This window comes from Massilia cellulosiltytica (assembly GCF_047325105.1).
Taxonomy (GTDB): domain Bacteria; phylum Pseudomonadota; class Gammaproteobacteria; order Burkholderiales; family Burkholderiaceae_D; genus Telluria; species Telluria orientalis.
The window spans coordinates 1,166,867-1,193,370 of the sequence record NZ_CP168562.1; the positions used below are offsets into that span (position 1 = coordinate 1,166,867).

The 26,504-nt window shown below is 64.6% G+C and carries 24 protein-coding genes; 15 read left to right on the top strand and 9 right to left on the bottom strand.

The genetic code is table 11. The annotated features are described in order from the left end of the window. Positions 1–2 precede the first annotated feature (2 nt). Both ACEN9H_RS05195 and bglX read left to right on the top strand, forming a co-directional pair. Entirely contained in the window at positions 3–1,301 is a 1,299-nt protein-coding gene (locus ACEN9H_RS05195; protein WP_413673994.1) for a sugar MFS transporter, read from the top strand. Continuing rightward, a complete protein-coding gene (bglX, locus tag ACEN9H_RS05200; protein WP_413673995.1) occupies positions 1,298–3,550 on the top strand; it encodes a beta-glucosidase BglX in 2,253 nt (750 codons plus the stop codon). The genes ACEN9H_RS05195 and bglX overlap by 4 nt, the downstream gene beginning before the upstream one ends. A 173-nt stretch (positions 3,551–3,723) precedes the next feature. Here bglX and ACEN9H_RS05205 read toward each other — a convergent pair whose 3' ends face one another. Beyond that, complete coding sequence (locus tag ACEN9H_RS05205) at positions 3,724–5,181, bottom strand: glycoside hydrolase family 30 protein (RefSeq protein WP_413673996.1); 1,458 nt, start codon at positions 5,179–5,181, stop codon at positions 3,724–3,726. 419 nt (positions 5,182–5,600) lie between these two features. Here ACEN9H_RS05205 and ACEN9H_RS05210 point away from each other — a divergent pair, with 419 nt between their 5' ends. Next, the gene (locus ACEN9H_RS05210) at positions 5,601–6,587 is read left to right on the top strand and encodes a glucokinase (protein WP_413673997.1); all 987 of its coding nucleotides are present in this window, start codon (positions 5,601–5,603) and stop codon (positions 6,585–6,587) included. A 51-nt stretch (positions 6,588–6,638) separates the two neighbouring features. Here the strand turns inward: ACEN9H_RS05210 and ACEN9H_RS05215 are convergent, their stop codons facing one another. Further along, positions 6,639–7,982: an MFS transporter gene (locus ACEN9H_RS05215; protein ID WP_413673998.1), complete on the bottom strand. Its 1,344-nt coding sequence runs from the start codon at positions 7,980–7,982 to the stop codon at positions 6,639–6,641. Positions 7,983–8,443: 461 nt separating this feature from the next. Here ACEN9H_RS05215 and ACEN9H_RS05220 point away from each other — a divergent pair, with 461 nt between their 5' ends. The 7 genes from ACEN9H_RS05220 to ACEN9H_RS05250 all read left to right on the top strand — a co-directional run bounded on the left by ACEN9H_RS05220 (position 8,444) and on the right by ACEN9H_RS05250 (position 15,246). Beyond that, positions 8,444–9,502, top strand: a complete 1,059-nt coding sequence (locus ACEN9H_RS05220; RefSeq protein ID WP_413673999.1) for a LacI family DNA-binding transcriptional regulator — start codon at positions 8,444–8,446, stop codon at positions 9,500–9,502. Positions 9,503–10,035: 533 nt separating this feature from the next. Continuing rightward, entirely contained in the window at positions 10,036–10,746 is a 711-nt protein-coding gene (gene imuA / locus ACEN9H_RS05225; protein WP_413675553.1) for a translesion DNA synthesis-associated protein ImuA, read from the top strand. Beyond that, entirely contained in the window at positions 10,676–12,163 is a 1,488-nt protein-coding gene (locus ACEN9H_RS05230) for a Y-family DNA polymerase (RefSeq protein ID WP_413674000.1), read from the top strand. The genes imuA and ACEN9H_RS05230 overlap by 71 nt, the downstream gene beginning before the upstream one ends. Positions 12,164–12,265: 102 nt before the next feature. Then, the gene (locus tag ACEN9H_RS05235) at positions 12,266–12,820 is read left to right on the top strand and encodes a peroxiredoxin (RefSeq protein WP_056136532.1); all 555 of its coding nucleotides are present in this window, start codon (positions 12,266–12,268) and stop codon (positions 12,818–12,820) included. A gap of 14 nt (positions 12,821–12,834) precedes the next feature. Next, a complete protein-coding gene (locus ACEN9H_RS05240; RefSeq protein WP_413674001.1) occupies positions 12,835–14,061 on the top strand; it encodes a protein-disulfide reductase DsbD family protein in 1,227 nt (408 codons plus the stop codon). Continuing rightward, positions 14,058–14,624: a sigma-70 family RNA polymerase sigma factor gene (locus tag ACEN9H_RS05245; RefSeq protein WP_413674002.1), complete on the top strand. Its 567-nt coding sequence runs from the start codon at positions 14,058–14,060 to the stop codon at positions 14,622–14,624. Before ACEN9H_RS05240 ends, ACEN9H_RS05245 begins: the two co-directional genes overlap by 4 nt. Beyond that, on the top strand, positions 14,617–15,246 hold the full coding sequence (locus ACEN9H_RS05250) for an NrsF family protein (RefSeq protein ID WP_371770080.1): 630 nt from the start codon (positions 14,617–14,619) through the stop codon (positions 15,244–15,246). Before ACEN9H_RS05245 ends, ACEN9H_RS05250 begins: the two co-directional genes overlap by 8 nt. Before the next feature lie 2 nt (positions 15,247–15,248). Here ACEN9H_RS05250 and ACEN9H_RS05255 read toward each other — a convergent pair whose 3' ends face one another. The 5 genes from ACEN9H_RS05255 to ACEN9H_RS05275 all read right to left on the bottom strand — a co-directional run bounded on the left by ACEN9H_RS05255 (position 15,249) and on the right by ACEN9H_RS05275 (position 18,472). After that, positions 15,249–16,211: a hypothetical protein gene (locus tag ACEN9H_RS05255; protein ID WP_413674003.1), complete on the bottom strand. Its 963-nt coding sequence runs from the start codon at positions 16,209–16,211 to the stop codon at positions 15,249–15,251. A 19-nt stretch (positions 16,212–16,230) separates the two neighbouring features. Continuing rightward, the gene (locus ACEN9H_RS05260) at positions 16,231–16,785 is read right to left on the bottom strand and encodes a hypothetical protein (RefSeq protein ID WP_413674004.1); all 555 of its coding nucleotides are present in this window, start codon (positions 16,783–16,785) and stop codon (positions 16,231–16,233) included. A 43-nt stretch (positions 16,786–16,828) separates the two neighbouring features. Continuing rightward, positions 16,829–17,497 carry a hypothetical protein gene (locus ACEN9H_RS05265; protein ID WP_413674005.1) on the bottom strand — a complete coding sequence of 223 codons (669 nt, stop codon included), beginning with the start codon at positions 17,495–17,497 and terminating at the stop codon, positions 16,829–16,831. 100 nt (positions 17,498–17,597) lie between these two features. Further along, on the bottom strand, positions 17,598–18,281 hold the full coding sequence (locus ACEN9H_RS05270) for a YceI family protein (protein WP_413674006.1): 684 nt from the start codon (positions 18,279–18,281) through the stop codon (positions 17,598–17,600). Further along, on the bottom strand, positions 18,278–18,472 hold the full coding sequence (locus ACEN9H_RS05275; RefSeq protein ID WP_056136544.1) for a YqaE/Pmp3 family membrane protein: 195 nt from the start codon (positions 18,470–18,472) through the stop codon (positions 18,278–18,280). The genes ACEN9H_RS05270 and ACEN9H_RS05275 overlap by 4 nt, the downstream gene beginning before the upstream one ends. A gap of 141 nt (positions 18,473–18,613) precedes the next feature. On the opposite strand from ACEN9H_RS05275, the gene ACEN9H_RS05280 reads away from it, so the two are divergent. Next, entirely contained in the window at positions 18,614–19,384 is a 771-nt protein-coding gene (locus ACEN9H_RS05280; RefSeq protein WP_056136546.1) for an alpha/beta hydrolase family protein, read from the top strand. Further along, positions 19,381–20,016 (top strand): CatA-like O-acetyltransferase, encoded by a 636-nt coding sequence (locus tag ACEN9H_RS05285; protein ID WP_413674007.1) that lies wholly within the window; start codon positions 19,381–19,383, stop codon positions 20,014–20,016. The genes ACEN9H_RS05280 and ACEN9H_RS05285 overlap by 4 nt, the downstream gene beginning before the upstream one ends. 144 nt (positions 20,017–20,160) lie before the next feature. Here ACEN9H_RS05285 and ACEN9H_RS05290 read toward each other — a convergent pair whose 3' ends face one another. Together ACEN9H_RS05290 and ACEN9H_RS05295 are read right to left on the bottom strand one after the other, a co-directional pair. Beyond that, positions 20,161–20,931, bottom strand: a complete 771-nt coding sequence (locus ACEN9H_RS05290) for a hypothetical protein (protein WP_413674008.1) — start codon at positions 20,929–20,931, stop codon at positions 20,161–20,163. Between the two features lie 65 nt (positions 20,932–20,996). Further along, a complete protein-coding gene (locus tag ACEN9H_RS05295) occupies positions 20,997–22,895 on the bottom strand; it encodes a M61 family metallopeptidase (RefSeq protein WP_413674009.1) in 1,899 nt (632 codons plus the stop codon). 223 nt (positions 22,896–23,118) lie between these two features. Between ACEN9H_RS05295 and ACEN9H_RS05300 the strand changes: the two genes are divergently transcribed. The 3 genes from ACEN9H_RS05300 to ACEN9H_RS05310 all read left to right on the top strand — a co-directional run bounded on the left by ACEN9H_RS05300 (position 23,119) and on the right by ACEN9H_RS05310 (position 26,466). Beyond that, positions 23,119–23,595, top strand: a complete 477-nt coding sequence (locus tag ACEN9H_RS05300; RefSeq protein WP_056136553.1) for an Hsp20 family protein — start codon at positions 23,119–23,121, stop codon at positions 23,593–23,595. A 227-nt stretch (positions 23,596–23,822) separates the two neighbouring features. Continuing rightward, positions 23,823–24,851 carry a LacI family DNA-binding transcriptional regulator gene (locus ACEN9H_RS05305; protein WP_413674010.1) on the top strand — a complete coding sequence of 343 codons (1,029 nt, stop codon included), beginning with the start codon at positions 23,823–23,825 and terminating at the stop codon, positions 24,849–24,851. Positions 24,852–24,936: 85 nt separating this feature from the next. Further along, positions 24,937–26,466 carry a Do family serine endopeptidase gene (locus ACEN9H_RS05310; protein WP_371767655.1) on the top strand — a complete coding sequence of 510 codons (1,530 nt, stop codon included), beginning with the start codon at positions 24,937–24,939 and terminating at the stop codon, positions 26,464–26,466. Positions 26,467–26,504 lie beyond the last annotated feature (38 nt).

A 26,504-nucleotide genomic window follows, 5' to 3' on the forward strand; every position in this document is an offset into this window, starting at 1 on the left:
CTATGGGTTTCGCATCGAATACATCGGCCGCCGCGCCGCCCCCGCATGCCGTCACCGGGAGGGGGGCAAAACAAACGGGGCCGCTGGTCATCGTGACCATCCTGTTCTTCATGTGGGGACTGCTGACCTCACTGAACGACGTGCTGATTCCGCACCTGAAAGCCGTTTACACGCTCACCTACGTGCAGGCGATGTTGGTGCAATTTTGCTTCTTCGGCGCCTATTTCATCGTCTCGCTACCGGCGGGCATGCTGATCCGCCGGATCGGCTACCAGAGCGGTTCCGTTGCCGGCCTGGTCATTGCCGCCGCCGGCTGTGCCTTGTTCTATCCGGCCGCCACCAGCGGCTACGCGCTGTTCCTGTTTGCCTTTTTCGTGCTCGCGGCCGGCATCACCACCTTGCAAGTGGCGGCCAATCCCTACGTTACCGTCCTCGGCGATCCGGCGACGGCGTCGAGCCGCCTGACCCTGACCCAGGCGTTCAATTCGCTCGGCACGACGGTCGCGCCGACCCTTGGCGGCGTGCTCATCCTGTCGGCCAGCAGCACCCTCGGCCCGGATCAGATCCGTCTGCTGTCCGCAGCGGAGCAGGCCGTCTACCGCGCCAAGGAAGCGGCGACCGTGCAGGGCCCCTATCTGGCCCTGGCCGGCGCGCTGCTGTTGCTGGCCGTCCTGTTCGCCTTCGCCCGCCTGCCCAGGATCGTCCACCAGGACGACGACAAGGGAGAGACCGGCTTGCGCGCGCTGCTGGCGCACCGCAACCTGGTACTCGGCACCATCGGGATCTTTCTCTATGTCGGCGGTGAGGTGAGCATCGGTAGCTTCCTGATCAATTTCCTCGGCGAGAACACGGTCGCCGCGCTGACCCCGGCGGCGGCGGCGCATTACGTCAGCTATTACTGGGGCGGGGCGATGATCGGCCGCTTCATCGGCTTTGCGGTCATGCGCCGCGTCAGCCCGGGCAAGACGCTCGTCTGCAATGCGGCGTGCGCCTTCATCCTCATCCTGGCGGCGATTTTCGGCAAGGGACAGCTCGCAATGTGGGCCATCCTCGCCGTCGGCCTCTTCAATTCGATCATGTTCCCGACCATCTTCAGCATGGCGCTGCATCGCCTGGGCAAGCTGACCGGCCACGCGTCCGGCGTGTTGTGCATGGCGATCGTCGGCGGCGCGTTGGTGCCGTTCGCGCAAGGCGCGCTGGCCGACAGCATCGGCGTGCAATGGTCGTTTTTCGTGCCGGCTGCCTGCTATATCTTCATCCTCTACTTCGGATTGGCCCACGCTGATTTGTACAAAAAATGACAACCACAACACTCAAGACCAGGACGATCCTCTCGCTGTTGCTGGCGGCATGCGTGCACGCGGCACAGGGTGCCGAACCGCTGAGCATCGACCAGCGGGTGACACAGTTAATGAAGCGAATGACGCTGGAAGAGAAAGTCGGCCAGCTCACCCAATACTCGGGGGACGCCGACCCGACCGGCCCGGTGGCGGTCAAGGGGAGCCTGCGCGACGGCATCAGCAGCGGCCAGATCGGCTCGATCTTCAGTGCCAAGGGCACCAGGAGCATTCGCCAGTACCAGGACCTCGCGCTGCAATCGCGCCTGAAGATACCGCTGTTGTTCGGTCTGGACGTGATCCACGGCTATAAGACGACCTTTCCGATCCCCCTCGCCGAAGCGGCCAGCTGGGACCTTGAGGCCATCGAGCGCAGTGCCCGCGTTGCCGCCATCGAAGCTGCCGCTGCCGGTATTCACTGGACGTTTGCGCCGATGGTGGATATCGGGCGCGACCCGCGCTGGGGCCGCGTCATGGAAGGCGCCGGCGAGGATACCTACCTTGCCTCGCGCATTGCGGCAGCGCGTGTGAAAGGCTTCCAGGGGCGGCAACTCGGCGACACCGACGCCGTCATGGCGTGCGTCAAGCATTTCGCCGCGTATGGAGCGGCCGTTGGCGGACGCGACTACAACAGCGTGGACATGAGCGAACGCATGCTGTGGGAAACCTATCTGCCGCCCTTCAAGGCGGCGCTCGACGCCGGCGCGGCAACGGTCATGACTTCGTTCAATGACCTGAACGGCATCCCGGCCTCGGCCAGCCGCTATCTGCTGCGCGATACGCTCAAAGGCAAATGGCATTTCACCGGCTTCGTGGTGTCCGACTGGCGCTCGATCGAAGAGATGACGGCCCATGGCTTCGTGGCCAACAACAAGGAGGCGGCGCAGGCGGCGCTCAGCGCCGGGAACGACATGGACATGGAAAGCGGTGTCTACCGCGAGAATCTGGCGCAGCTGGTGCACGAAAAGAAAGTGGCGCTGGCCGATGTCGACGACGCCGTGCGCCGCGTGCTGCGCAAGAAATTCGAGCTGGGCCTGTTCGACGATCCCTACAAGTTCATCGACCCCGAGCGCGAGCGCGCCATGCTCAATAAGCCGGAGCACCGGCAAGCGGCGCGCGAAGTCGCGGCGAAAAGCATTGTACTGCTGAAAAACGACCGGGCGGTCCTGCCGCTATCCAAATCGATCCGGAAGCTGGCCCTGATCGGGCCGATGATCAAGCTGGGCGTGGAAAACCATGGCTATTGGTCCGTGACCGTGCCCGAGGTCGACTACGCGCACCAGGCGGTGTCGGCGTGGGACGGCATCGCCGCCAAGTTGGGCAAGGACGCCACCTTGCTGTACGCCAAAGGCAGCGACATCGAAGGCGAGGACCGGTCGGGCTTTGCCGAAGCCGTGCGCGTCGCCAGCGAAGCCGATGCGGTGGTCATCGGCGTCGGCGAGCGCTGGGACATGAGCGGCGAAGCGCGCAGCCGCAGCAAGCTGGACTTGCCGGGTGTGCAGGAAGAACTGATCAAGGCCATCGTTGCGACCGGCAAACCCGTGGTGGTGATGATCAATGCCGGCCGCCCGCTGGTGTTCGACTGGACGGCCGACCACGCACCTGCGATCCTGTATAACTGGTGGCTGGGCAGTGAAGCGGGCAACGCGGTGGCCGATGTGCTGTTCGGCGACGTCAACCCAAGCGCCAAGCTGCCGATGACCTTTCCGCGCAGCGTGGGCCAGATTCCGATCTACTACAACCATTTCAATACGGGCCGCCCGGCGCCCAATCCCACGGCGACCGAATGGGTGTCGGCTTACACCGACCTGATCAACTTGCCCAAGTTCCCATTCGGCTTTGGTCTGAGCTATACGACCTTTCGCTACGCGGACTTGAAGCTGGACCGCCAGACCCTGCGCGGCGATGGCAAGATCAAGGTCAGCATACAGCTGACCAATACGGGCAAGGTGGCGGGCGAGGAGGTGGTGCAGCTTTACTTGCGCGATCGCGTCGCGTCGGTGGTGCGTCCGGTCAAGGAGCTCAAGGGTTTCCGAAAGGTCGCGCTGGCGGCCGGTGAAACCAGGACGGTCGACTTTACGATCGATAAGGAAAGCCTGTCCTTCTTCAATGCGGCGCTGCAGTGGAATGCCGAGCCGGGCGACTTCGATTTGATGATCGGCGCGTCCTCGGCCGACATTCGTCTTCAATCCAGGTTTGTCTACGCGCGCTAGCCATTCATCTCGTCAAGGTTGCGCCAGTCCACAGAATCGAGCATTCAGCCTGGCTGGTTCAACCGCCGAAAATAATTCGGCCTGCGACGACACGGTCGGTCCGGACGGCGAGATCGGGGTACCGAACCTCGCAACCGGACCGGCCTTGTCTGTTGTTCCCTTTCACGCAGACATCAATACACCAGGGTTTGAATTGCATGCGCCGGAATCCTGGCTTTCGCTTGCACCTGTCCCACATGAAGGGTGTAGGCGATGTCCTGGTCGCCTTGATTCATCACCACCGTTGCCACGCGCCCGTCCCGGTTGCGGAAGGAGGTCGTCAGCAAGCTGCTGCGGCTTGTGGTCGAACTCACGCGTTGCGCGCGCGGGCGAATGAATTTCGAAAAATGGCCAATGTAGGCGTAGCTCGGCGTGTAGATCAGTTCCCCGGTCCGGGTGTCGGCATGAATCGGCGCGAAACAAAAATTGTCGACATGATTCGGTCCACCGCGCTCATCGAGCAGGACATTCCAGTCGGTCCAGGCGACCGATCCCCGATTGAAATCGTTGATCATGGCGCTGCCGTAGCGCTCCGCATTGGGCCAATACTGGTAGCGCTCGGGGTCGAATTTCTCCACGGTCGCTTCGGTCAACATCAGATGTTTTTCCGGATAGGCCTGATGAACGTCTTCCACATTGGCATACATCGCTTCACTGCCTCCCCAGGATTCATACCAATGAAAGCCCATGCCCCAGGCATACCTGGCGGCGCGCGGATCGCCGAAGATCACGCTGGCGCGGTGCGACATCAGGTCACGATTGTGGTCCCACACGAGGATTTTCTTGTCGGCCAGGCCGGACGCGTGCATCACCGGTCCCAGGTGATCGCGCAAGAAGTCGCGCTCTTCTTCCGCCGTGAAGATCATCGACTCCCAGCGCTGCACCGCCATCGGTTCGTTTTGCAGCGTCACGCCCCACACCGGAATGCCCTCGGCCTCGTAGCCCTTGATGAATTTGACGAAGTAGCGCGCCCATGCATCGCGATACTCGGGCAAAAGCTTGCCGCCGCCTAGCATGTCATGGTTGTCCTTCATGAAGGCCGGGGCACTCCACGGGCTGGCGAACAACGTCAATTGACCGGCCGCGGCGATGGCCTTCTTGATCAGCGGAATGCGATATTGCCGTTCATGCGCGAGCGAGAAGGTCGACAGCGCCTTGTCGCCGTCGGCGATATACGTGTAGCTGCCGGTGCTGAAATCCGAACTATGGATGGTCGTGCGCGCCAGGCTGTAGCCGATGCCGCTGTCCTTGTTGTAGTAGGCGGCAATGAATTCGTTTTGCTTGACCGGACTCAGTTTGCTGAAGACTTCCGCGCTGGCGTCGGTAATGGCGCCACCGATGCCGAGCAGGGTTTGAAAGCGTTTTCCCGGGTTGACGAACACCGATACCTCCGCCTCCAGCGGTTGGCGCGATGGCTCGAAGGTCAAGGTGTCGCTCAGCGCCATGCGCGCCGCGACCTCCTTGGCAGTGGTGTAGACGCTGATCGTCTTTCCTTCCAAAAAGGCCGCTGGCGCGGCACCGGCGCCATGCGCGTAAGTCCGGCCAGACAACACGGCGGCACATACCGCAAGGGTGAGAGGGGTTATTTTCAAGCAGGTCTCCAATGGAATGTCGTTGACATCATTTAGCGCGATACAGGTCGGCGAACTTCACGTTGGAAGAGCGTCGCTGGACCAAGGTTCTACTCCCTTGGAAGCGCTTCCAAAAAAGAGAACTGTAATCGTCGGGGATGGAAAGATCAACAGAAATCATGCATGGCATTTTCTGAAGTGCGAAACGTCGTATTTTTTTCGGTGCGATGACAAGACATCGGCTTGCAGCCTGGTTTTCGTTGACGCGAAAATCATATCGCTACACAATTGCGGTCGATATTGGAAGCGCTTCCAATTAGTCCGGCCTGTATCGGCGGGGCGGTCGCTCTCGTCGTCCGGAAGTCATGGACGGCCTCTTTCATCAACAATGTACCGTCGGGTGCCGACTGCGCCGACGTCCTGCCTTCAGGAGACACGACATGAACCTTAACCCACATCACATGCCGCATCACTACCGCTTGCTGGCCGATATCGGCGGCACCAATGCACGCTTTGCGCTGGAAACACCAGGGAAAGGTGTGGAGGCGCTCAGCGTGTTGCGCTGCGCCGACTATGCCAGCCTGGCGGCGGCCATCGAGCACTACTTGGCGAGTGCACCGGTACAGTCCGTGCACCGCGGGCCGATCCACGACGCGGCCATTGCCATCGCCACCGCGCTCGATGGCGACCTGGTCGGCATGACCAGCCACCATTGGACTTTTTCGATCGCCGCCCTGCGTGCTCATTTCGGCCTGACCACGCTGTTGGTGGTAAACGACTTCACCGCCCTGGCCATGGCGCTGCCGCGCCTTGCGGATGACCAGCGCAAGAAGATCGGTGGAGGCCTGGAACAGCCGGGCCGGCCGATCGGTCTGCTCGGCCCCGGTACCGGCCTGGGCGTGTCCGGCCTGATGCCGGCGGGCGAGCGCTGGATCCCCTTGGCGAGCGAGGGCGGGCATGCCACCTTCGCTCCGGGCGACTTCACCGAACTGGGCGTGCTGCAAGCGCTATGGAGCGAATACGGCCATGTGTCGGCAGAGCGCCTGCTGTCGGGCATGGGCCTGGAGTCGATCCACCGTGCGATGTCCGGCGAAACCTTGAGCGCTGCGCAAATCACCGGTCGCGCGCTGGCCGGCGACAGCGCCGCCTGTGACCGTACGGTTGCCTGCTTCTGCGCGGTGCTTGGCACGGTAGCCGGCAATCTCGCCTTGACGCTGGGCGCGACGGGAGGCATCTATATCGGCGGCGGCATCGTCGGCCGCCTTGGCGTCCTGTTCGAGCGCTCGCAGTTCCGCGCCCGCTTCGAGGCGAAGGGGCGCATGGCCCCCTATATGGCCAAGATTCCCACCTTTTTGATCACTGAGGAATACCCGGCTTTTCTTGGCGTGTCCGCATTGCTGGACGACCATCTCGCCAATCACCATTGACGTCACACATCCAGGGCGACATCCTGACCGCTCGCGGCGCACTTGCCGCGTCTACCCGTTAGCCTCGCTCAGCGGCAGGCTCGCCATGTTCCTGGGTGCTTTGACCTTTACGAACAGAACGGCGACCGATGCGCATAACAACAGCCCGCCTGCCAGGCGGATCACATTCTCGGGACTGCCACCGAGCCAGGTCCGATACAGCAGCGGTAAAGTAAACGCCTGGATGATCATCGGTATCACGATGAACATATTGAAGATGCCCATGTAGACACCCGTTCGCTCGGGCGGGATGCAGCCTGCCAGCAGGACATAGGGATTGCCCATGATGCTGGCCCATGCAACGCCGATGCCCAGCATCGGAATGGGCAGCAGCGCAGGATTGGCGATCATTGGAATGCTGAGCATGCCAATGCCTGCCAGTGTGAGACTGACGCCATGCGTGAGCTTCGGACCGAAGCGGCGAGAGAAGGGCACGAGCGCGAAGGCGGCGAGGAAGGCGATGAAATTGTAAAAGGCGCCCAGCTTGCCGGTGAGTAGGCCCGCATCGCGAAAACCCTGCGAGGCCGGATTGTCGCTGCCATACACGGTATGCGCCAGACTGAGCGTAATGTATTGCCAGTAGCAGACCATGGCATACCACTGGAACAGCTTGACCAGCGCCAGCTGCTTCATCACGCATGGCATCTCGCGCACGGCGGCGAGGATCTCGTTGAAGGTATGTTGCCAGCCGGCCGGACGTGAGCGGATCTGCCGCAACTGCTCCGGGCGCAGGCGGTCCTCGGGGGTCGTCGTCACCGTCCACACGATGGTGGCGATCGAAAACAGCGAACCGATCAAGAAAGCGCTGATCACAATGTGCGGAATATGGCTGGCGTTGACCGTATCCTTGTTCATGCCGAACACCACCAGCAGCGACGGCGTCATGTAGGCCAAGGTCTGGGCCAGGCCGGTAAACGCGCTTTGGGTCAGGAAGCCGAACGTGTGCTGCTCCGGATTGAGCTTGTCGCTGACAAAGGCGCGATACGGCTCCATCGTGATGTTGTTCGCGGCGTCGAGTATCCACAGCAGGCTGGCAGCCATCCACAAGGTCGGACTGAAGGGCATGGACAGGAGGCCAATGCTGCACAAGATGGCGCCGACCAGGAAGTAGGGCGTGCGCCGGCCCCAGCGTGAGATGGTGCGGTCGCTCATGGCGCCGACGATGGGTTGCACGATCAGACCTGTCACGGGGCCGGCCAGCAACAGAATAGGCAGGCTTGCTTCGTGAGCTCCCAGATAACTGTAGATCGGGCTCATATTGCTTTGTTGCAGACCGAAGCTGAACTGGATGCCAAAGAAGCCGATATTCATGTTCACGATTTGCGAAAACGACAGCATCCGCTTGGGTTGTTGCATATTGTCTCCTGCAGGCAGCGTTCTGCATCTTGTACGGCCACTGAGGCGGCTCTCGCAAGGATGTTACGGCTCACTTCATTATTGGAGCAAGCTCCGCGCATTACAATCGGTTGCATTGTATTTCGTTATGTTTAACGTGTACCATTAAAGAGACATGAAAATGGCGCGCGCCGCGTAGGACTCATTCGTTTGCAACCGATTGCAAACGCGTCGGACGGCGGCATAAGGGTACAGCCCCGTGCTGCCGCACGATGGCTGCGCCAAAAATACAGAACGAGAAATGCCATGCTGTTTCGCTCGACTTATCGGGAGGCGCACGGCACATAACGGTCCTGTTCGCCCGCACGTGAGACCGCCAGGGGCCAGGCCGGCACCTTGATTGACGCGAAAGATATGGCTGATATAATGCCCTTTCCAATTTGGCAACGCTTCCACGGCGCGGGAAGACGATGTCGCGCGTAATGAATTCACTGACCAATAACAAGGAAAATGTGACCACTATCAAAGATGTCGCCCAGCTCGCGGGCGTTGGTATGGGAACCGTATCGCGCGTCGTGAACGGAAAGGGGTCCGTGTCGCCGGCCAAGGTCGAGCGCGTGAAGCAAGCGATCGAGGAACTGGGTTTTCGCCCCTCGCACGCGGCGCGATCCTTGATGTCCGGTTCGACCAAGATGATCGGCGTCTATATTCCGGGGCTGGCAGGCACATTCTTCACCCCCCTTCTGGCGTCGATCGAACAGGTGCTGCGCGAAGTTGGATTGAACATGGTGGTCGCGTTCGGCGCAGGGGCGGGCGATGCGCGCCGTCAGACGGTCGATGGTATCGAGCTGCTGATGGAGCGCGGCTGTGATGGTGTCGTAGTCTTGAGCAATTTCTTGTCGGACAAAGATATTCCCGGTCTCAAAAAGCGGCATTGCCACATGGTGGTGATGAACCAATATTTGAAGAGCATTCCCGACCAGTGCTTCACAATTGACCACCGGCAGGGCGGTGTACTCGCTGCGCGCGCTTTGCTGGACCATCGCCATCGCAAGATCGCTGTCATTGCCGGTCCCTCGACGATCTCGGACAACGTTGAGCGCATCAACGGCTTCCTTGGCGAACTGGCAGCCGCTGGCATAAATACTTCGAAGATGTGGATAGCGGAACGCAATTTCTCCGCACAAGGCGGATGGGACGCCGCCTGCGAGCTCCTGGCGTCCGGCTATCAGTTCACGGCGCTTTTTTGCGCCAACGATGAAATGGCGATCGGGGCACTTTCCTATTTTCAGAAGATGGGCGTTTCTGCGCCGCGCGATGTCTCCGTGATCGGTTACGACGATATGCCGATTGCCGAATTTTCGGCGCCGCGTCTGACGACGGTGCATATTCCCTGGCAGGAGGTGATCCTCAATGGTGTCAATGCCTTGCTCAATGACTGTTATGACATGCACCGTCCGGTCGAACGCAACTTTCAGATCAGTATGACCTATCGCGATTCGCTGATGCCGGCGCCTGCCCGCCGGCGAAAGAGCGTATAGCGGCCTGTCCCGGTCTGGCGCAGGCGGTCGAAAAATACAGTGTGGTGTATTCGGATCATCGGAGGCAGCGGAAAAGGGCTCTTTTCCAATAGTCGCGCTGACCTGATGTGATTACGATCAAGCACGAAATCGATAGACGAGATCCGGACTGATAATCTTCAACTCTTAGCCGATGAGCAAGGCGGTGTTGGCAAACTCGCGCTCGCCAAAAACCGTTATCCCTGGCTCGTGCAACCGAGCCCCAGGCTCCGGCTTCGCGTTTTTACCCAGCCTCGGCCGATAGGAGTGACGCGTTCCAAGCGCCGGCTGCCGTTGTGGCCAACTTTCTTATTTTGTGGCGCACCTTTTACCGCGCTACAGGTGCGCCAATGGCTGGCCGTGAAGTAGATGAGAAAGACGGGCAAAGTGACGGTGCCCAGCCGGTGGCGTGAGCACGATCCGGACCTGTCAACCTGGCATTCAAGAAGATTAACCTTGCCAAAACCTGATGAGAATAGTACTGTATGTTCATACAGTATTTCTTCGCATCATACATGAATTGCTCAGGTTTAATATCTGCGGCGCCGGAGGCCTTGCATCCGTCGCTCTGGCTTGCCTCGCAGCTGGCGCGTAGCGACACGCGCTGCATCGATACCGGCCATCCCACGCTGTCGGCCCAGTTGCCGGGCGGCGGCTGGCCGACCGGGACGCTCGTCGACCTGCTGCTGCAACAGCCCGGCATCGGCGAGATGCGCCTGCTGCGTCCCGCGCTGGCGGCCGTGGCGCAGCGGCGCATCGTGCTGCTGCAGCCGCCGCATCCGCCCCAGGCGCTGGCCATGGCGGCGCTCGGGGTGCCGCCCTCGCAACTGATCTGGCTGCGCGCGACCCGCACGGCGGACGCGTTGTGGGCCGCGGAACAAGTGCTGCGCAGCGGCAGTTGCGGCGTGCTGCTGTTCTGGCAGAACAATATCCGCGCCGACAACCTGCGCCGCCTGCACCTGGCCGCGCAGGCGGGGGAAACCCTGTTCTTCATGATGCGTCCGCTGGCGGCCGGGCAGGACGCCTCGCCGGCGCCGCTGCGCCTGTCCCTGCGGCCGCAGGCGGGCGGCATCGAGATCGGTTTCGTCAAACGCCGCGGGCCGCAGCGTGACGCGACGCTGTTCCTTCCCTTGAACTCTTACCTGCCCAATCGCCATGCGCCTGTGGATCGCACTGCACCTGCCCCGGTTGCCGCTGGAGGTGTTCACACCGAGCTGGTCCACTGACACGGGCACTGACGTTGGCACCGTGGTACTCGAGCAGGAGCGCGTACTGGTGGCCTCGCCATACGCGCAGGACGCCGGCGTGCGCACCGGCATGCGCCGCGGCGGCGTGCTGATGCTGCTGCCGGACGCGCGCATCCACGAGCGGGCGCCGGCGCTGGAGGCGGACGCGCGCCAGGCGGTGGCGCTGGCCCTGCTGCAGTACACGCCGCAGGTCGCGGAAGGGGAGGAATCGACCTTGCTGATGGACGTGGGCGCGAGCCTGCGCCTGTTCGGCGGCATCCGCGCGCTGTGCCGGCGCGTGCGCGCCAACGTGCGCGCGCTGGGCTTCACGGCCTCGCTCGCGTGCGCGCCCACCGCGCGCGGTGCGTGGATGCTGGCGCGCGCGAATGCAGGCCGCGCCGTGCGCATGGAAGCGCTGCTGCGCCGGCTCGACCGGCTGGCCGTACTCCTGATGCCGTCGGCCCGGCCGTACGCCGCGTGGTTCGACGGCATCGGCTGCCACACGCTGGGCGACCTGCGCCGCCTGCCGCGCCCCGGCCTGCAGCGGCGCTGCGGCCGCGAACTGCTCGACCTGCTCGACGCCGCCTACGGTCTCGTGCCGGAACTGTACGAGTGGATCGCGCCGCCGGAAACTTTCCGCGCGCGCCTGGAACTCTACGACCGCATCGACGACGCCGAGCTGCTGCTGGCGGGCGCGCAATGCCTGCTGCTGCAGCTGACGGGGTGGCTGTGTGCGCGCCAGCTGGCGGTGGAGCGCATTACCCTGCAGCTGGAGCATGAACGGGGCCGCGTCGCGCGCCCGCCGACCAGCGTCGAGATCGTGCTGGCCGAACCGACGTGGCGCGACGAGCACCTCGTGCGCCTGCTGAAGGAGCGCCTGGGCCGGCTGACGCTGGAGGCGCCCGTGATCGGCCTTGCGCTGGAAGCGTTGCAGGTGCGGCCGATGGCGCCGCCGAACGCGTCGCTGTTCCCCGAGCCGGGCGGCAGCGAGGAAGACCGCATGCGCATGCTGGAATTGCTGGCCGCGCGCCTGGGCCCGGAAAACGTCCTGCAACCGCTGCCGCTGGCCGACTACCGCCCGGAACAGGCCAACGTCTGGGTGCCGGTGCAGCAAAAGGTCAGCGCCAGGGCCCGCGACGCGCAACTGCCGCCCGACGTCCTGAGCCTGCCGCGTCCCACGTGGCTGCTGGCGCGGCCGATCGCGCTGCTGATGCGCGATCACCGGCCGTTCTATGGCTCACCGCTGCGGATGGCGTCGAATCCGGAGCGTATCGAGGCCGGCTGGTGGGATGGGCCGGAGACGCGCGACTATTTCATCGCCGAGGGACTCGATCACACGTTGTACTGGGTGTATCGGGAGCGGATCGGCATGGGCGAGGATGGGCCGAAGTGGTTCTTGCACGGGTTGTTCGGATGATAAAAATTTTTTATGGTGGACCGCAACTTTCAGGCTGCCGTCGGCGAACTGGGGGGTAGGGCGATCAAGAGGATCGCCAACCAACCTTTCAAGGAGTTCACAATGGCACGATTCGGCACCTATCTGGCACAAGCGGCAACCATCCTGGCATTTTCGGCATCCCATGCGCTCGCCGCCTTGCCGGAAGGCGCGAAAGCCCCCGATTTCCGATTACAGGCCGCGCTTGCCGGCAAGCCGATGACGTTCTCGCTGGCGCAAGCATTGCGCCAGGGGCCTGTCGTGCTGTATTTCTTCCCCGCCGCATTCACGCAGGGCTGCACGCTGGAAGCGCATGCGTTCGCTGAAGCGACGGATGATTTCAGGAAGCTGAATGCGACGGTGATCGGCGTTACAGCGGGCAATGCCGACCGCGTCGCCGAGTTTTCGAAACTCGAATGCCGCGACAAGTTCGCGGTGGCGGCCGATCCCGGCGCCAAGGTGGCCGGGGAATACCAGACCCAGTTCAAGACCAAGGGCGGCACCCTGCTGTCCGAGCGCACCTCTTTCGTCATCGCACCCGACGGCAAGATCCTGCTCAGCTACACGGATGCCAACCCCGAACAGCACATCAGGAAAACCATGGATGCCGTCAAGGCATGGCATGACGCGGCCAAATGAACATGAGCATGAGCATGCCCGCAACCCTGGCCGCCGCCTTCCTGGGCGGGCTGATTCTCAACCTCATGCCCTGCGTCTTTCCGGTCATCTCGCTGAAAGCGTTCGGTCTCATCCGTCATGTCCACGACCGGCGCGCGGCGCGGGTGGAGGGGCTCGCGTTCCTGGCCGGCGTCGTGGTCACCATGCTCCTGCTGTGCGCCACGCTGTTGGCGGCACGGGCCAGCGGCGCCGCCGTCGGGTGGGGCTTCCAGTTGCAGTCGCCGGTATTGATTGCCACGCTGGCGCTCGTCATGCTCGCCCTGGCGCTCAACATGATGGGCGTGTTCGAGATCGGACTGGCCGCGCAGCGTCTCGGTAACCTCTCCGGCTCCCGCTCGGGGCCGCTCGGGGCCGCGTTGACCGGTGCGCTGGCGATCGTCGTGGCGACGCCGTGCACCGCGCCGTTCATGGCGGGCGCCGTCGGCGCCGCGCTGCTGCGTCCGCCGGCCGAGGGCGTGGCGATTTTTCTTGCGCTGGCGCTGGGCTTTGCCGCGCCTTTCACCGTCGTGGCGCTCGTACCGGCCTGCGCGCGGCTCTTGCCGAAGCCCGGTGCGTGGATGGCGACGCTCAAGCACGTGCTGGCGTTCCCGATGCTGGGCGCGGCGGCATGGCTGGCGTGGGTCCTCGACCGCCAGGGCGGCTCCGCCGCACTGGGCGCGCTGCTCGCGGCGGCCGTGGTGCTGGGATTGGCCGCCTGGGTGTACGGCCTGGCACAACGGCGCCAGATTGCCGGCGTGCGTTACCGGCCGCTGCTGGGCTTTGCCGTGCTTCTTGTCGCAGGCGTGGGCGTGTCCCTGGCCGGCCTGCCGGCGACGAGCGCTGGCGGCGGCACGCTGGCACGCGCGGAGACGCCGGTCGTGTGGACACCGCACGCGGTCGCCGCGCAGCGCGGACACGGCAAGCCGATCTTCGTCAATTTCACCGCTTCCTGGTGCATCACATGCCAGGTCAACGATCGCGCGGCGTTATCCACCACGGTCGTGCAAGAGGCATTGGCCCGGACGGACACGATCTACATGGTCGCCGACTCCACCACATATAATCCGGAGATCGACCAGGCCATCAACCAGTTCGGCCGGGGAGGACTGCCCGTGTACGTCGTGTATCCGGCCGATGGGGGCGCACCGGTGCTGCTGCCGCAACTGCTCAGTCCGGATATCGTGGTGTCCGCCTTGAAAAAGGCTTCGGCAAACAAGTCTTGAACAACGCAACCGAGAACGATGCTTCGAGGGCGGCCTGGCCGCAGCTCATGCTCCGCGCCCAGGACGGCGACCAGGCGGCGTACTGTCGCCTGTTGAAGGCGATCGTACCCGCCATCCGCGCGCTCGTGCGACGAAAAATTTACCAGGACGATGCGTTGGTCGAGGACGTGGTGCAGGACGTCCTGCTGACCGTCCACCGGGTCCGGCACACCTATGATCCCGATCGGCCCTTCTTGCCGTGGCTGTCCGCCATCGTCGCCGCGCGCGCCATCGACGCGCTGCGTGCGCGCGGCCGCAGGGAACATTGGGAGGTGAGCGACGACGAGGCCGTGCTCGGGCATCCGGACGAATCCGGCCCGGATGGGCAGGCGCAGCGGCAAGTGGATCATTTGCTGAGCCGTCTCCCCGCGCGTCAACGGCAGGTGGTCGAACTCGTCCATTTATCCGACATGAGCCTCGCCGACGCCGCGGCGGCCAGCAGCACGACGCTGGCGGCAGTGAAGTCCCTGCTGCACCGCGCTTTCGCCACACTTCGCCGCAACAAGGAAACCGACCATGAATAATCACGATGCCCTGATCGAACGGCTGTGCCGCGACGCGCATCCCGTGAAGCGGACCGCACCGCCCTGGCGCCGGGCGGCAGGATGGATGCTCGTGGCGCTGCCCTGCGGCTTTCTCGCCTCCCTGATCCTGCCGCAGGCACGCCCGGACTGGTCCAGCCCGGGCGCGTTGTGGGCAGGGTTATGGGTCGTGGCGTCGTTCTGCCTCGGGATGCTTGCCATTGGAACGGCCTTTGCCCTCAGCATTGCCGGGCAACGCATCAGGCATTGGCGCGGCCTTGCCGCACTGACCGCTGCCTGGTTACTGATCGGCCTGACCGGTGTGACGAATTCGCTGGACAAGATCGGACATGCCGGAGACGGGATCTATTGTTACGCCTTCCTCATGGTCGTCGGCCTGCCGATGGTCGCGATCATGGTTGCCGCGATCCGGCGCACCCGTTCGCTGCATCCGGTCCGTAGCCTGGCCGTCGCGGGCCTGGGGATCGCGGCGACGTCGCAAATGCTGCTGGGGCTGTGTCACCCGGTGGCGGGGCAATTGTTCGACCTGGCGATGCACCTGGCCGCCACCCTCACCCTCGTCGCGTTCACATCGCTCGCGGGGCGGCGCTGGGTCAGGATCTGATCTCATTTGCAGGGCCGCTTGCTCCCGTCCACGATTGCATTCATTTGCGCCTGCGTCAGTACCTGGGGCATCGGCTCGTCGACAGGATTGCCGTCCGCATCGAAGCGCAGCGGTGGACGCGGCGGCTCGTTGGGGCAGGCCGGGATGGCGCGCGGCAGCGATGCGGCCAGCGCGAACAACCGGTCGCGCAAGGGAACGCGCACGACGTTGGCATCGACCCACAACTGATAGCCGCGCCGCCCTTCGAACCAGGACAGCACCGAGACCGCCTTGCCTGACGAGGTTTCCAGGATGACGAGCCTGGCCGGCAGGCCATTGATGCGTTCCGGCTCGTCTTTCGGATCGCGCCAGCTGCGGCTGCCGTCGGCGGACATGTCGTGTTCGAACAGGGTGACCTGGTGTCCGTCCGGCATGCGGAAGCCGCGGTACAGGCGCGAGGGGATGTCGTTGACATATTCGGCCCGGCCGCCCAGGCTCTCGAACTGCGCGAACGGCGTGCGCGCCAGGTCGACCGGCGGGAACGCCAGCTTGCGGGTGGCCCTCGCGAGCGACTGGAACCCGATGTCGTAACGATCGAGATCGATCGCGCACACGTGCTCGACACCATCCTGTCGCGTGCCGGCCGCGTGCCGGGACCGGTCGACGCTGCACTGGTAGTCCCGTACGCCGGTGCGGACGAGCGAGCCGCAGGCGATGACCACGGCGACGCCGGCCACGGCCAGCAATCCGCGCCTGACGGGCGAGGGCGAGGGCGCAGGTTTCCACAGGCGCCGGCCGCCCCGGCGGATCAACCAGGCCAGCCCGAGGACCGGCAGCGCCATCGTGGCGGTCACGCGCAGGACGTCCAGCAGCGGCGCGTGCAGCCAGGCGACGCAGAACAGGACGTACATGCCGGCCGCCAGCAGGGCCAGCACGTTGACGACGTGCCCGGCCGACCAGAGCAGCACGCCGATGGCGCTTTTCATCGGCGTGAGCGGTGGAACGTCATTTTTTCAGTTCCGACGCAAGCATGTAGAACTGGACGTTGATTTTGCAGCCCGGATCTGCGCTACGGAATTCCGCGCCATTCCCCCGTTCGTCACTTACACCGACATACGGCGCGCCGCACCATGTCACCTTGTAGTGCATCCCCGGTATCGCCGAGTCGTCGGTTGCGCGCACGAGGCGCGGCGAACGCTTGTAGGGGCCGTTACCGATCTTCTCTACGAAATACAAGCGGTCAGGCGTGATGGGAAAGGCAGCGCGCACGTAAACCGAACGGCCCTCGGCATCGGTGATGCCCTCAAAGGAAAGAACCGGCTCGCGCTTCTCGCCGGGGCGTTCGGGCGCGGCATACAGATGCAGGCTGTACGACGTGTCGGCAAGCACTCGATGGGATTCGGGATGGTGCAAACGGAAGTGGCAGCCGAATACGCCTTCCCCGACGGCCGTGGTTCCCGGCACCTGCTTTGCCTCGCACGCATAGGATGAGCCCGATGAAGGCAGGCTCTTGAAGTCGCTGTTCGGCGTGGATGCACATCCCGCGGCCAGACCGCCCACGACCACCATCCTGCCAAGGTAAAGACTGCGCATTGCTTTCAATTCAATCCAGCCCTTTCGCTTCCCATCCCACGCTGGTCAGCTTCACGCCATGCCTGGCTTCTTCCTTGCCCGCGCCGTCGAGGACGGTTTTGATGAACGGGAAAGCAGCTTGTACGTCGGGCTTGCGGGCCCAATCGGCAGTGTTTTCGATCTTGTAGGTGTAGGTGACGCCGGCTTCCTGATAATCGCCGAGCTTCATCGGACCTTCCCATTTCACGACTTTGTCGACTGCCTTCCTGCCCCAGCAAAGATCCGGTTGCCTGATGGTCTTCACGCCGTCCAGGCCGATGGATCTCACGTCTTTTTCCTGCACGAAGGGCTTCGCGGCATCCGTCAGGACATAACGTTTGACTTTGAACTTGACGCCGTTCGGCTTGCTGTCCCAGCCCGTCCCCTCGATTTCCGCATCCTCGCCTCTCACGAGGCCAGCGGCTTCCAGTGCGGCCATGCGGTTGGCGACGCCGACGCGCGAAGTGCCCTGGAGACGCCGATCCATGTCGGAGACATCGACCGGCCATTTCCGGCTGTCGAGGCACAGCTGGCCTTTCTTGTCGAAATACTGGTTCAGCGCGGCGCCGAAGTTTTTTTCGTTCGCGTCGGTCTTGCTGCCACAACCGGCCAGCGTCGCGGTGGCGCCAAGAAGCGCGAGGATCGTAATGTATTTCTGCATGGATGCTCGTGATTTCACAATGAACGGAGCGCGCAGGATAACAATTTTGCGGGTGCGAAAGCTCACGCATTCCCACCCGAAGACGACGAATGGCCATCTGCTAGCGTTCGGTCAAACGCCGCGCGACGATGTGAAAGCGCACCTCCAGCTCGTCCTGCACCGCCAGCAGCCCGGCGCCCACGGCGAATGGCGTGATGCCGAAATCGGTCTGCTTCAGGCGCGCCGCGCCGCTTGCGGTCACCTGGGCCGCGTCGACCTGCACCGCGGCCGGCAGTTCCAGCCGGCGCGTCGTGCCGTGCAGCGTGACGTCCACGCGCAGCCGGCCGTCCGCCGGCAGTTCGGCATGCAGCGTCACCACCGGATAGTGCTCGGCGTCGAGCACCGGACCGAGCATGTTCCTGCGCGTGCCTTCGACCGCTTCCGGCGACGGCGACGTGCCGATGCCGGCATCGCGCAGCAGTTGCGGTTCGTCGACGGTCAACTGGTCGAGGCGGAACGAGATGTCGGCACGGCCCATGCCGGGCGCGGCATGGCCGGTCAAGGTGTGGCTGGCCACGACGTGGTCATGCCCGAGCCGCGCCATCAGGCCGCCGCGGCGTACCGTCACGGCCACCAGCGAGGCGCCCGGGTCGATTGCGTAGACGGCAGTGCCGGACGCCGCAGCCGTGCGGTACGCATCCGAGCCTGTTGCCAAGGCGGGCACCAACGGTGCCTGCGGCGCCAGGGGCTGCCCGCAGGCGGTCAGCAGCACCAGCAACGGCAGGAGGCGCCCCGGTACGTTCATGCCCGCTGTCGCAGCGCCCGCTCGATCTTCTGGTCGGTCTTGAACTGGCTGAGCGCATACACGGCCCAGATGGTGGCCGGCAGCCAGCCGATCAGCGTGATTTGCAGGATCAGGCAGATGATGCCGGCGATAGGGCGGCCGATGGTGAAAAAGGTCAGCCAGGGCAGGACCAGGGCGATGATGAGGCGCATGTGGGTTCTCCTTCAGGTAAGCCTCCAGCATAACGCCTTCGCGGACCCGAAAGCTCACGCATTTCCACCCGCGGAACGCGATTTCAAGCAAAGATTGCCGGCTTGTTCCACAATGCCCACTGCAACGAACACGGAACCATCATGCTCACCGAACGTATCGACTTTCCCGGCCCCCACGGCAAGCTCTCCGCCAAGCTGGACGCCCCCACCGGCACGCCGCGCGCCTACGGCATCTTTGCCCACTGCTTCACCTGCAGCAAGGACGTGCTGGCCGCCACCTTCATCTCGCGCGGCCTCGCGAGCCTGGGCGTGGCCGTGCTGCGCTTCGACTTCGCCGGCCTCGGGGCCAGCCACGGCGATTTTGCCGACACCAATTTTTCGTCCAACGTCGAAGACCTCGTCGCGGCCGCCGACACCATGCGCGCGAAATTCGCGGCGCCGCAGCTCCTGATCGGCCACAGCCTGGGCGGCGCGGCCGTGCTGGCGGCGGCCCAGCGCGTGCCGGAAGCGAAGGCCATCGTGACGATCGCGGCGCCCAGCGATCCGCACTACGTCGTGAACACGCTGCTGGGCGAGCACCTCGACACGATCGCGCAACTGGGCGAGGCACGGGTAAAACTGGCCGGGCGCGATTTCAACATCCGCCAGCACTTCGTCGAGGACGCCGGCCGACACCGGCTGCATGAGAAGATCGCGACCCTCGGCCGCGCGCTGCTCGTGATGCACGCGCCCCAGGACGACACCGTCAGCATGGACAACGCCACCCGCATCTTCGAGCTGGCGCAGCATCCGAAGAGTTTCATCTCGCTCGACGGCATGGACCACCTGATCACGCGGCGCGAGGATGCCGCGTACGTGGCCGGCGTCATCTCGGCGTGGAGCGCGCGCTATCTCGACGGGAGCGGCGCATGATCGGGTTCGAACGGCGGCGCGACCGCTTCGATTTTTTCGACCGCATGGAAAGCCCGGCGGTCAACCTGTGCTTCACGCTCGACGTGCCCGATTTCCGGCCGTGGTGCAAAGCGCAGGGCCTGGCGCCGTTCCACGTGATGCTGTGCGCCGTGCTGCGCGCGGTGCTGAAGGTGGAGAACTTCCGCTACCGCATCGTGGATGGTGAGGTCATCCGCATCGACCGCCTGGTGCCGTCGTTCACCGTGATGAACCAGCACGGCGACCTGAATTTCGCGCAGTTCGACTGGTCCGACGACGTGCGCGAATTCGTCGCGCGCGGCATGGCGGCGCGGGAAGAGGCGTCGACCATGACGGAGCTGAACGTCAAATACCGCACGATGTCGCCGCGCGACGCGAAGGACCAGGTGTTCGTCACCTGCATGCCGTGGCTCGATTTCACCTCGATCCAGCATCCGATGGCGTCCATCGCCGCGCCGGACATCCCGTCGTTCGCGTGGGGCCGTTTCCGCGACGGGCCGGACGGCCTGCAGCTGCCGTTCTCCGTGCAGGCGCATCACGGGTTCGTCGACGGCTGGCACATCCATCTGCTGGGGCGCCAGGTGGCGGAAGAGCTGGCGGAGATCATCCGCTGAAAGCGATGCCGTCGTTCCCGCGAAGGCGGGAACCCATTCTGAGGCCTCAAAGTCGACCTATCAAGCACACCGGTATGTCGCCAAGATACGGATTCGGTTGTTCAGCATGGATTCCCGCTTGCGCGGGAACGACGGTGTAACCCCTCAGTCCCCGCCGCACCCGCCCCCGCAACTGCTGCCGCACCCGCCGCCGTCGCCGCCGCCGTCGCCGCCGCCGCCACCATCGGCGCAGGCGTCGCCACCGTCCGCGAAGGCCATGCCGCCGCAGGAACCCCCGTCGGCGGTGGCTTCACGCCGGCCCAGGTGGGCGGCCAGCAGGTGCCGGTCGACGACGCCCGCCGCAACCAGCACCGTCAGCGCCAGTTCCGGATGCGGCCGCGCGCGCCACATGCCGCGCCCACGTTCGTTCAGGCGCGCGTGGACGATCTCGCCGGCGCGGCTCCAGTAACCGCGCCCGCCCGGCATGCGGAGTTGCGCGTCCAGGCCGAACAGCGCGGGCAGGCGCATGCTGCGCGGTTGGATGCCGTCGCGTTCACGGCAGGCCGCGAACGTGTGCAGCAGGGCGTTCCCGGCGAGCGCCGCCCGTTCGACGTGCGGCACGACCACGCCGAAATGACGCAGGCAGAAGCGCTCCAGCGAGGCGGGATTCCAGCGCAGCCACGCGTGCCATACGGAGTCCGCCGCCTCCGACGGTAGCGCGCAGGACCGGCCGCTGTGCCGGACCGCGTCGAAGAAGCGCAGCAGGCCTTCCGCCGCACGGGTATAAAAAAAGGCATCCGTCCGGATGCCTTCGTATTCGCGTGGGGCGCTCGCGCGCCATTGACTCTCCAGTCCCGCCGGCAGGTCCGCAAGTGCGGCCTGCCAGGGCGAGGTGCGCCGCAGCCGTGCGGCGCGCAGTTCCTGGATCCATTTCATGTTGCCCCCCTGTTTGTTGTTGTCGGCAGGTCCAGCTTACGGGGCAAATATGACAGTTTGATGACCTACTTCAGGGCCGAGAAGATCGTCGTCAAACGGTCCTTCGTGCCCTCGATACGTTCCAGGCGCGGGTAGCGCAGGCCGCCGCGGTAGTCGAGCGAGATCGTGCGCAGCACGTTGCCCTTCCTGACGAGCAGACGAATGGGTTTGCCGTCCTTCGCATCCTTGATCGCGGCCTTCAACAGTTCCGGCTTGTAGACGCGGTCGCCCACGGCCATGACGGTCGTGTTGGCGGCCAGGCCCGCGCGGAAAGCCGGGCCGTCCCACACGACGTTGCGCACGGCGCCGTCCTGCGTGACCGTGAAGCCGAGCGAGTACGTCAGGTCCAGCACCTTGTTGCGGTCGTCCACGCCCTTGAGGTAGTCCGTCGGCGTGTCCGTGTAGACCAGCTTCCAGCCGGCGCGGGCGAGGCCGTCCAGCGGGGCGCCCGGGCCGTGGCCGTCCAGCTTCGCGCGCAGGAAAGGCGCCCAGTCGTACGGCTGGACTTGATTGAGCGTCGCGACGACGTCGTCGAACGTGTAGAACGCGGGCAGGTGGCTGCCGTTGTTCACGCTGTAGAAGGCGCGCGCGAAATCGTCCAGCGAGCGCTTGTCGCCCGACAGTTCGCGGATGCGCGTGTCGACGTCCAGCCAGATCAGCATGCCCTCGACGTAGTAATCCTCGCTGCGCTGCCAGTTCGGCCAGCCCAGGCCGCGGCGCGCGTTGAGGATCGGGTCGTAGACCGTGTCCTGCACGGCGCGCCATGCGCGGCCCGCGACGCTGTCGTAGCGCGCGGCGCTCGCGGCCAGCGCGTCGCGCGCGCCGGCGGCCGAGACGAGGCCGGAACGCGCGGCCAGCACGCTGCCCCAGTACTGCGTCTGGCCCTCGTACACCCACAGCAGCTCGTTGTCCATCGGGGTGTTGAAGTTGGGGACGTTCTGGCCGGCCGGGCGGCGGAACTTGCCGTTCCACGAGTGCGTGTATTCATGCGGGAGCAGGTCGCGTCCGGTCTCGCTCTTGGCCCAGTCGGTGAAATAGCCCGGCTTGACGCCGTTCTCGCTGGACTGGTGGTGCTCGCGGCCGATGCCGCCGAATTCGTCGGATAGCGCGAACAGGAAATCGTAGTGGTCGTAGTGATACGAACCATACAGTTTATACGCTTGTTGCACGAGCGCGCGGTGCGCCGCGATCTGCTCGGGCTTCGCCTCCAGGCTTTCCGGGCTGTCGGCGAACACGTTCAGGCGGACGGGTACCTTGCCGCCCGGGTCGAGGTCGAAGCGCTTGCTGTAGCGGCCCGCGAACAGCGGCGAATCCATCAGCGTCTCCAGGTCGCTCGACTTGAAATGCACGTCGTCGCCGGCGCGATTGTCAGTCTCCAGCGCGGTGGCGTACTGCCAGCCCGCGGGCAGCTTCAGGTTCGCCTGCACGTTGATGCCGCGCGCGACGTAGCCGGCCGGGTACAGGGTCGTCGAGATCCATTGCACGCCGAGGATATCGTCCGTCATCGTGATGCGGCCCTGGCCCGGCTCCAGCGGCGACAGGTACTGGTATTCGGCCTCCAGGCTCGTCGCGCCCACGGGGACGGTCAGGTGGAACGCGTATACCTGTACCGGGTCGCGCTTCCATTCGACCGGCTTGCCGTGCGCCGTGAACTTCAGGCCCGCCAGCTGCGTGATCGGGCCGTTCGGGCCGTGGTTCGCGGGCAGCCATTGCGGATACAGCAGGGTGAGCGGGCCGGGCTTCACGGGAATCGTCATGTGCATGCGGAAGACCTGCTGCGACAGATCGGTCGCGTCGACGTTCAGCACGATGGTGCCGGGGTAGGGCTGGTCGACGGGAACAGGCACGTCGGCATGTGCCGGGAAGGCCAGCGCCAGCGCGAGCGCGGCGGCTGACACGGACGAAGCAAACTTGGAAGCGGTCATTGATTGAAACCCTGGCGGAGAGACATAAACGGCCGAGTGTAGCACTGTGCAATGGGTCCAGATTCCGTCCGGCAGCGTTCCAAATAAAATTTTAAAACAGGTCTTAAAAAAGATATTTTGTACGACTTGAAAAGGGGCGAGGTGGGCATTAGATTGGTTCCAACGGATGCTCACGATGAGGTCCGTCAACTTATCGCTTGTACTTTTTAGAGGATATCGAATCATGCGTACTTTTGACCTGTCCCCCCTGTATCGTTCCGCAATCGGCTTCGACCGCCTGGTGAACCTGCTCGAGCAACGCGCCGAAAGCGCGCCGAGCTACCCGCCGTACAACATCGAACTGGTGTCGGAAGACAAATACCGCATCGTGATGGCGCTCGCCGGTTTCACCCGCAGCGAAATCGAGATCACTTCCGAACGCGACACCCTGCTCGTGACCGGCCGCAAGCAGAAGGATGACGTGCAGCGCACCTTCCTGCACCGCGGTATCGCCCAGCGCGATTTCGAACAGCGCTTCCAGCTGGCCAACCACGTGAAGGTCGTCAGCGCCGGCTTCGACAACGGCATCCTGACCATCGAACTGGTGCGCGAAGTGCCCGAAGCATTCAAGCCGCGCAAGATCGCGATCGCCGATGCCAACGGCAACACCGACAACGTGCAAGTGCTGGAACAACCGGGCCAGCAACAGCACGCCGCGTAATCGCGTCGTCTCCCTCGAATAAAAGGCGCTTCGGCGCCTTTTTTCTTGGCTGTGTTCGCGGCAATTCGGTAACCCGCTCGTCCAGCCGGGCTGGCCCACGCCAGCCGCGTCGTGCCGCCGCGCGCGCGCCGCATCGCGACGACCGGGGAGAGTCGACGGCAAACGTGGATAAATGCCCCGGCTTGCAGTATGCTTGGGCCCAAAAACCAGACCAACCGGGGAGACAAGTGTCAACCATCAAGGACGTGGCCCGCATGGCCGGAGTCGGCCTGGGCACCGCATCGCGCGTCGTGCGCGGCAAGGGATCGGTGTCGCAGGCCAAGATGGAACGCGTGCAGAAGGCCATCGCCGCACTCGGCTACCGGCCGTCGCACGCGGCGCGCTCACTCCTCTACGGCACGTCGCGCATGATCGGCGTGTACATCCCCCTGTTGTCCGGCACCTTCTACACGTCGATCCTGCAGATCATCGATACGGAACTGCGCGGCGCCGGCATGCACATGATGGTGGCGTTCGGCGTCAGCCGCGAGGACGAGCGGCGCCAGGCCATCGACGGCGTCAACTTCCTCATCGAGCGCGGGTGCGACGGCGTCGTCCTCTTCACGTCACCGCTCACCGAGGAGGACCTCGCCGCGCTGGGGCCCAAGCGCGCGCGCGTGGTGGCCCTGAACGACAGCTTCGACGGCATGCCCGGCCAGTGCTTCACGGTCGACCACAAGCTCGGCGGCCGGCTGGCGGCGCGGGCGCTGCTCGATCATGCGCACCGCGACATCGCCGTCATCGCCGGACCGGGCACCGCCGCCGACAACGTCGACCGCATCGCCGGCTTCATGGACGAACTGGCCGGGGCGGGCATCGCCATGGACGACATCTGGATCTCGCAACGCGACTTTTCCTCGGCCGAGGGACGTGCCGCCGCGATGGAGCTGGTGGCGTCCGGGCAGCCGTTCACCGCGCTGTTCTGCGCCAACGACGAGATGGCGCTCGGCGCGCTGTCGTACTTCCACGAAGCGGGCATCCGCGTGCCGCAGGACGTGTCCGTGATCGGCTACGACGACGCGCCCGCCGCCGCGTATTCGGCGCCGCGCCTGACGTCCGTGCACATCCCCTGGCGCGAGATGACCAGGAACGGCATCGCCGAGCTGCTCAACCTGTGCTACGGCTTCAACCGCCCCGTCACGCGCACCTTCCCCGTCAGCGTGAGCCTGCGCGCTTCGCTCGCGAAAACGGCGAAACGCAGGCGCTCTCCAGCTTAAGGGACGTCTAAGACTGCTGCGCCAATATACTCCCTACGAAAAGAGCAGTTTTCAGAACCACTTTTTCCAATCTGGGAGCACGTCGATGTCTAACCACGGTAACGTTACTGCCATCACCGCAAAACGTCTCACGCTGGCCCTGTGCGCGGCCGGTGTCATTGGCGGCGCGGTCGGCGCGATCGCAGTCGAACACAATAACGCCTTGGCCGCCGCCGCAGCGGCCGCCACTGGCACACCCAACCCCGCCGTCACCCCGGCTCCCGTGGCGGCCACGCCGGCACCCGTGGCCGGCAATCCTGCCAGCGTGGCCCTGCCGGACTTTACCAAGATCGTCTCGCACAACGGCCCGGCCGTCGTGAACATCCGCGTCGTCGGTACGACCAAGGTGTCGCAGCGCCAGATGCCGCAGTTCGACGAGGACGATCCGTTCTTCGAATTCTTCCGCCGCTTCCAGCCGCAGCAACCGCGCGGCGGCAACGGGCGCGGGGAACTCGTTTACGGCGCCGGATCGGGCTTCATCGTCAGCCCGGACGGCGTCATCCTGACGAATGCGCACGTGGTGCGCGATGCCGACGAAGTCACGGTCAAGATGCAGGACCGCCGCGAATACCGCGCGAAAGTCCTCGGCTCCGACCCGCGCACCGACGTCGCCGTGCTGAAGATCGATGCGAAAAACCTGCCCGTCGTCCCGCTCGGGAACACGCGCAACCTGCAGGTCGGCGAATGGGTGCTGGCGATCGGTTCGCCGTTCGGCCTGGAGTCGACCGTGACGGCCGGCGTCGTGAGCGCGAAAGGCCGCACCATCGACAACAACGGCGTGCAGTTCATCCAGACGGACGTCGCGGTCAACCCGGGTAACTCGGGCGGCCCGCTGTTCAACACGCGCGGCGAGGTCGTCGGCATCAACTCGCAGATCTTCAGCCAGACGGGCGGCTACCAGGGCCTGTCGTTCGCGATCCCGATCGACGTCGCCGTGCGCATCAAGGACCAGATCGTCGCGACCGGCAAGGTGCAGCACGCGAAGCTGGGCGTCAGCCTGCAGGACGTCGGCCAGAGCTTCGCCGACGCGTTCAAGCTGCAGTCGCCGGACGGCGCGCTCGTGGCGAACGTGGAGCGCGGCAGCGCGGCCGAGAAGGCCGGCCTCAAGGCGGGCGACGTGATCCGCAAGGTCAACGGCCAGGCCCTGATCTCGGGCGGCGACCTGTCGGCCATCGTGGCGATCGCCAAGCCGGGCGACAGGCTGGCGATGGACGTCTGGCGCGAAGGCAAGGAGATGCAGGTGACCGCGACGCTGGCCAGCGCCAAGGCGGATCCGGCCAGCCGCGACAACCTCGCCGGCATCGACGGCGGCGCCAAGCTGGGCCTGGCCCTGCGTCCGCTGGATCCCGCCGAGCGCAGCCAGGTCGGCGTCGCGGCAGGTCTCGTGGTCGAGGATGCGGGCGGCGCGGCAGCCGTGGCCGGGGTGCAGCCGGGTGACGTCGTGCTGGCCGTGAACGGCAAGCCGGTGGCGTCGGTGGCCCAGGTGCGCGACGTGGTGAAGAAGTCCGCCAAGTCGGTGGCCTTGCTGGTTCAGCGCGGGGATGAGAAGATCTTCATCCCGGTGCCGATCAGCTGATGGATCGTAACGTCTGATATCGGCACTGGTTTCAAAGA

Excerpts from the sequence above, each read along its gene's own strand:
- bglX (WP_413673995.1), top strand. The coding sequence starts at position 1,298 with ATGACAACCACAACACTCAAGACCAGGACGATCCTCTCGCTGTTGCTG.
- ACEN9H_RS05290 (WP_413674008.1), bottom strand. The coding sequence starts at position 20,931 with ATGAAATGGATCCAGGAACTGCGCGCCGCACGGCTGCGGCGCACCTCG.
- ACEN9H_RS05230 (WP_413674000.1), top strand. The coding sequence starts at position 10,676 with ATGCGCCTGTGGATCGCACTGCACCTGCCCCGGTTGCCGCTGGAGGTG.
- ACEN9H_RS05210 (WP_413673997.1), top strand. The coding sequence starts at position 5,601 with ATGAACCTTAACCCACATCACATGCCGCATCACTACCGCTTGCTGGCC.
- ACEN9H_RS05300 (WP_056136553.1), top strand. The coding sequence starts at position 23,119 with ATGCGTACTTTTGACCTGTCCCCCCTGTATCGTTCCGCAATCGGCTTC.
- ACEN9H_RS05270 (WP_413674006.1), bottom strand. The coding sequence starts at position 18,281 with ATGAACGTACCGGGGCGCCTCCTGCCGTTGCTGGTGCTGCTGACCGCC.
- ACEN9H_RS05215 (WP_413673998.1), bottom strand. The coding sequence starts at position 7,982 with ATGCAACAACCCAAGCGGATGCTGTCGTTTTCGCAAATCGTGAACATG.
- ACEN9H_RS05255 (WP_413674003.1), bottom strand. The coding sequence starts at position 16,211 with ATGAAAAGCGCCATCGGCGTGCTGCTCTGGTCGGCCGGGCACGTCGTC.
- ACEN9H_RS05195 (WP_413673994.1), top strand. The coding sequence starts at position 3 with ATGGGTTTCGCATCGAATACATCGGCCGCCGCGCCGCCCCCGCATGCC.
- ACEN9H_RS05280 (WP_056136546.1), top strand. The coding sequence starts at position 18,614 with ATGCTCACCGAACGTATCGACTTTCCCGGCCCCCACGGCAAGCTCTCC.
- ACEN9H_RS05275 (WP_056136544.1), bottom strand. The coding sequence starts at position 18,472 with ATGCGCCTCATCATCGCCCTGGTCCTGCCCTGGCTGACCTTTTTCACC.
- ACEN9H_RS05235 (WP_056136532.1), top strand. The coding sequence starts at position 12,266 with ATGGCACGATTCGGCACCTATCTGGCACAAGCGGCAACCATCCTGGCA.
- imuA (WP_413675553.1), top strand. The coding sequence starts at position 10,036 with ATGAATTGCTCAGGTTTAATATCTGCGGCGCCGGAGGCCTTGCATCCG.
- ACEN9H_RS05250 (WP_371770080.1), top strand. The coding sequence starts at position 14,617 with ATGAATAATCACGATGCCCTGATCGAACGGCTGTGCCGCGACGCGCAT.
- ACEN9H_RS05265 (WP_413674005.1), bottom strand. The coding sequence starts at position 17,497 with ATGCAGAAATACATTACGATCCTCGCGCTTCTTGGCGCCACCGCGACG.
- ACEN9H_RS05285 (WP_413674007.1), top strand. The coding sequence starts at position 19,381 with ATGATCGGGTTCGAACGGCGGCGCGACCGCTTCGATTTTTTCGACCGC.
- ACEN9H_RS05220 (WP_413673999.1), top strand. The coding sequence starts at position 8,444 with ATGAATTCACTGACCAATAACAAGGAAAATGTGACCACTATCAAAGAT.
- ACEN9H_RS05295 (WP_413674009.1), bottom strand. The coding sequence starts at position 22,895 with ATGACCGCTTCCAAGTTTGCTTCGTCCGTGTCAGCCGCCGCGCTCGCG.
- ACEN9H_RS05240 (WP_413674001.1), top strand. The coding sequence starts at position 12,835 with ATGCCCGCAACCCTGGCCGCCGCCTTCCTGGGCGGGCTGATTCTCAAC.
- ACEN9H_RS05310 (WP_371767655.1), top strand. The coding sequence starts at position 24,937 with ATGTCTAACCACGGTAACGTTACTGCCATCACCGCAAAACGTCTCACG.